The sequence below is a fragment of the Curvivirga aplysinae genome, assembly GCF_009711445.1.
Lineage (GTDB): Bacteria > Pseudomonadota > Alphaproteobacteria > UBA8366 > Aestuariispiraceae > Curvivirga > Curvivirga aplysinae.
Map to the genome: position 1 here is coordinate 1 of NZ_SMMC01000052.1, position 4,662 is coordinate 4,662.

Below are 4,662 nucleotides of genomic sequence, written 5' to 3' on the forward strand. Positions count from 1 at the left end.
GATTAAATCTTCATTAAAGAAAATTGCATTAGCGGGTGTTGCGACTGTTGCCTTGTCGGCGCAAGCTATGGCGGCAGATTCGGCATCTTGTAAGTCAGTAACTTTTGCTGATGTTGGTTGGACAGATATCACAGCAACAACAGCGACAGCTAGTGTTGTTCTTTCCGCTATGGGATATGAGCCGGAAGCAAAAGTTCTATCTGTACCTGTAACATATAAATCTATGGAATCTGGGGATGTCGACGTATTTTTGGGCAACTGGATGCCTTCTATGGCAGCTGACCTGAAGCCTTATCAAGATGCCGGTACAGTTGAAGTAATTGAACCAGCCAACTTAACAGGTGCTAAATATACATTGGCAGTGAATAAAAAAGCTTTTGATGCTGGTTTGAAGTCTTTTGCTGATATTGCAAAGTTTTCTGATGACTTAGATGGGAAAATTTATGGTATCGAACCAGGTAATGACGGGAACCGTTTGATTCAAGGCATGATTGATGCTGATATGTTTGGATTGAAAGGGTTTGAAGTCGTAGAAAGCTCCGAGCAAGGCATGTTGTCAGCAGCTACTCGTGCTTCTAAACGCGATGAAATGGTTGTTTTCCTTGGTTGGGCTCCTCATCCAATGAATGCAAGTATAGAAATGGAATATCTATCTGGCGGTGACGAAGTGTTTGGTCCGAATTTTGGCGGTGCGGATATTTACACGAACACACGTAAAGGCTTGACAAGTGAATGTCCAAATCTTGGTAAACTAATTTCTCAACTACAATTTACTTTGCCAATGGAAAACGAAATTATGGTTGCTCTTTACGATGGTGAAGAGCCGAATGATGCGGCGAAAGCTTGGTTGAAAGCTAATCCATCAATTCTTGATGGCTGGTTAGCTGGTGTCTCCACATTTGACGGTGGCGATGCATTGGCAGCTGTAAAAGCAGCAGTTGCAGAGTAAGAGACTGAATATTATGAGGAAATGGTCAGGCCTTCACGGGTCTGACCTTTTTCTTTAAACTCATTATAATTTTAAAAATTTTTCATACTTATAATAGGAAATCAGGGGAGTAGTGAAAGTGGAGTGGATTGCTGAGAATAAAATTCCAGTAGGGAAGTGGATGGCAAATTTTGTCGACTTCTTGACAGATTATTTCTTCTGGTTTTTTGATTATATTACAATTGTTTTAGAAGGGTTCACTACTGCGGTTGCAGAATCTTTGTTGTGGTTTCCTGATTGGATCATTATTGCGGCTGTAACAGCATTTGCAACTTGGCTTCATCGTTCTTGGAAACTAGGTTTGTTCACTGCGCTTAGCTTATTATTTATTGTGAATTTGGGATATTGGGAAGAAACTATTTACACAGTGACTTTGGTTATTTGCGCAACATTCGTTAGTATGCTTTTTGGTGTTCCTTTGGGTGTCGTTGCTGCTCATAAACCAAAATTTTGGTTGTTTTTGCGCCCAGTGCTAGACATGATGCAAACAATTCCTACATTTGTTTATTTGATCCCTGCATTGATTTTCTTTGGTCTAGGTATGGTGCCTGGATTGATTGCGACTGTAATTTTCGCTATTCCAGCTCCAATTCGTTTGACTTATTTGGGGATTTCTTCTGTGCCGACCCCTTTGGTAGAGGCAGCAGAAAGTTTCGGGGCAACAAAGAAGCAGCTTTTATTTAAAGTAGAGATCCCACATGCTTTCCCAACTATAATGGCAGGTTTAACACAATGTATTATGCTATCTCTTTCCATGGTGGTGATCGCCTCTATGGTTGGGGCTGATGGCCTTGGTATTCCTGTTCTTCGTGCCCTTAACACAGTGAATATCGCTAAGGGATTTGAAGCAGGCCTGGCAATTGTGATTGTTGCTATTTTAATGGATCGAATTTGTAAGCGTCCAGCACATAAAGGCGGGGAGTAAGAGATATGAGTGAAGATAAGAAAACGTCCGTTTCCTTCCGAAATGTAGATATTATGTTTGGCGAAAAGGCTGAACAATCTGAGGCGCTTAAATTGCTAGATGCAGGTGGCACACGTAAATCTATCTTAGATGAAACAGGTTGTGTTTTGGGTACTGCGGATGCGTCTATCGATATTAAAGAAGGCGAGATTTGCGTTCTAATGGGGTTATCTGGTTCAGGTAAATCAACATTGTTACGCGCGGTGAACGGTCTTAATAAAGTAAGTCGCGGCTCTATTTTAGTTCAAGATGGCGATCGTCAAGTCGATATTGCTTCTTGTGATAAAGATACCTTACGTCACATGCGTACCGAACGCGTAGCGATGGTTTTCCAACAATTTGGTTTGTTGCCTTGGCGTACTGTAGAAGAAAATGTTGGTCTTGGTCTTGAGTTAGCTGGAATGTCAGTTGTTGAGAGGGAAAAGATCGTTCTTGAGAAATTAGAGCTTGTTGGTCTTGCGCAATGGAAAGACAAATACGCCCACGAACTTTCGGGTGGTATGCAGCAACGTGTTGGTCTTGCGCGTGCTTTTGCGACTGACGCAGATATTTTGCTGATGGATGAGCCATTCTCTGCTCTTGATCCTTTAATCCGTAATCAGCTACAAGATTTCTTGCTTGGTTTACAAAAAGATTTGAACAAAACCATTATCTTCGTGAGCCACGATCTAGATGAAGCGTTAAAACTTGGTAATCATATTGCGATTATGGAAGAGGGACGCATTGTACAATATGGTGAGCCAGAAGATATTGTGTTAAATCCGGCAAATGCATATGTTGCGGAATTCGTAGCCCATATGAACCCGTTAAATGTATTGCAAGGCGCTTCTTTTATGACGCCGTTGAATGAGCTAGATAAAGAAGGCGATAAGTATATTGCTAATTTCAAAACGTCTTTGTTCTTTAGTGTTGATGGGGCTGGTAGTGCTTTGGATGCTCAAATCTATGACGATGCGCAATCTTTAGCTATAAAACCTATCTCAACAGAAGAGGATGTTGCTGGACTTAACGACGATTGTATTGTTGTTGCGCCATCTGATATGAAAATGCGTTGGATGATTGAAATTCGTCATCGCACGAGTAATCCAATTTTATTGTCAGATGGCGAGAAAATTGTTGGATTAGTCGGCGATGATGAGATTTACGCTGGTATCCTAAGACAAACTAGCCTAGGACAAGAAGAAGCTGCATAGTAACTTCGATTTTTACCTAGAATAAGGGCAATTTGACATGATTAAAGGCATCGTTTTTGACAAAGATGGCACTTTAACTAATTTTCATGAAACATGGATGCCTGCCATCCATAAAACTGTCGAATTGTTTTCCGGTGACAATCAGGATTTAAAACAGAGACTGATGATTGCTGGTGGTTGGGATCCCGAAGAAGATCGAATTACTTCGGGATCTATTCTAGGGGCAGGTGATATAAATGATCTGATAGATTGTTTTTTAGAAATTTTGCCTGAGTTAACTTCAAGACGTGAAGCGCTGCATACTGAAGTTGAGGAGATTTTTACATATTCCAGTTGTGAAGAAGTTGTACCTGCTACTGACCTTGCTGAGTTATTCACCAACTTACGTGATCGAGGTCTTTTGATCGGTGTTGCGACTATGGATTCTGAAAATGCAGCCAATATGTTGTTTGATAAGTTAGGCGTCCAAGATCAATTATCTTATGTGGTTGGTTATGATAGTGGTCATGGTGTTAAACCTTCCTCTGGCATGGTTGAAGGCTTTTTTAAAAAGACAGGTCTATCAGCAAATGAAGTTATGGTGGTTGGTGACAACACGCATGACACTGAAATGGGGCGTAATGCTGGCGCAGCAAAGGTTGTTGGGGTTTTGACAGGTAATTCACTTGCTGAAGACCTTGATGGTCATGCTGACCATATACTTTCTAGCGTAGCAGAATTACCTGCTCTGATTGATCAACTAAACGCCTAAATACGTTTAATTTATAAATCGTGAAATACGAGCTGGTTATCTGCTGTTGCTTCAATCAATGTTGATGGAGGTACTTCAATCCAGGTTGTTGAATCATCTTCAGATGGTTCAGACATAATAATCAACTGATCGTTAATCTGCGCATAATAGAGAGAAGGCGGCTTATCATCAGTAGAATAACGCATCGCGTAATAACGTGGGCCATCTGTGAAAGCGGCTGTCATACGAAATGGTTTTTTACTACTTTTTTCTGACATGACTTGGTTTAGGTGTTCGAGCAAATCTTTTGTTGCTTGGATAGGATTGTCATCTAAACCACGATCCAACATTAATAAGAATAATAATTCACTATCTGTAGTACCAGTGCGTTCTGCATATAGTTCATCCGAAATATCGGATTCTAATTTACGACGTAAATCGCAATAATCGCCTATCTGCCCATTATGCATAAACATCCATTTGTTATAGCTAAATGGATGACAATTTTGCCGACTGGTCGCAGTACCTGTAGAGGCTCTTACATGGGCAAAAAAATTTCCAGAGCGCACTTGAGCAGCAATATTACGCAGATTTGAATCATTCCAAGCAGGTAGAATCTCGTGATATGTACCGGGAATTGATCTTTCACCATACCAGCCTATTCCGAATCCATCTCCATTGGTAGGTGTCTTTGCCTCAAATGCATGAAGGCTTTGTTCTATTAAAGAATGGCTTGGGGCATAAAGCATTTCTTCTAAAAAAATAGAAGGGCCACGGTAAGATAGCC

5 protein-coding genes are annotated in these 4,662 nt (G+C 40.8%); 4 read left to right on the forward strand and 1 reads right to left on the reverse strand.

Features of this window, described 5'->3' with window-relative positions:
- Nucleotide 1 precedes the first annotated feature (1 nt).
- From choX to E1160_RS00620, 4 genes are all read left to right on the forward strand, one after another.
- Nucleotides 2-949 carry a choline ABC transporter substrate-binding protein gene (choX, locus tag E1160_RS00605; RefSeq protein ID WP_328597103.1) on the forward strand — a complete coding sequence of 316 codons (948 nt, stop codon included), beginning with the start codon at nucleotides 2-4 and terminating at the stop codon, nucleotides 947-949.
- A gap of 118 nt (nucleotides 950-1,067) precedes the next feature.
- Nucleotides 1,068-1,913, forward strand: a complete 846-nt coding sequence (gene choW / locus E1160_RS00610) for a choline ABC transporter permease subunit (protein ID WP_328597104.1) — start codon at nucleotides 1,068-1,070, stop codon at nucleotides 1,911-1,913.
- Nucleotides 1,914-1,918: 5 nt separating this feature from the next.
- On the forward strand, nucleotides 1,919-3,145 hold the full coding sequence (choV, locus tag E1160_RS00615; RefSeq protein ID WP_155153057.1) for a choline ABC transporter ATP-binding protein: 1,227 nt from the start codon (nucleotides 1,919-1,921) through the stop codon (nucleotides 3,143-3,145).
- Nucleotides 3,146-3,182: 37 nt separating this feature from the next.
- Nucleotides 3,183-3,896, forward strand: coding sequence for an HAD family hydrolase (locus E1160_RS00620; protein WP_155153058.1), 714 nt, complete (start codon nucleotides 3,183-3,185; stop codon nucleotides 3,894-3,896).
- 11 nt (nucleotides 3,897-3,907) lie between these two features.
- On the opposite strand, the gene E1160_RS00625 is transcribed toward E1160_RS00620, so the two are convergent.
- A partial coding sequence (locus tag E1160_RS00625) for a class II glutamine amidotransferase (RefSeq protein ID WP_155153059.1) occupies nucleotides 3,908-4,662 on the reverse strand: 755 nt, incomplete at its 5' end.

Coding starts and splice junctions, on each gene's coding strand:
- E1160_RS00620 (WP_155153058.1), top strand. CDS start 3,183: ATGATTAAAGGCATCGTTTTTGACAAAGATGGCACTTTAACTAATTTT.
- choV (WP_155153057.1), top strand. CDS start 1,919: ATGAGTGAAGATAAGAAAACGTCCGTTTCCTTCCGAAATGTAGATATT.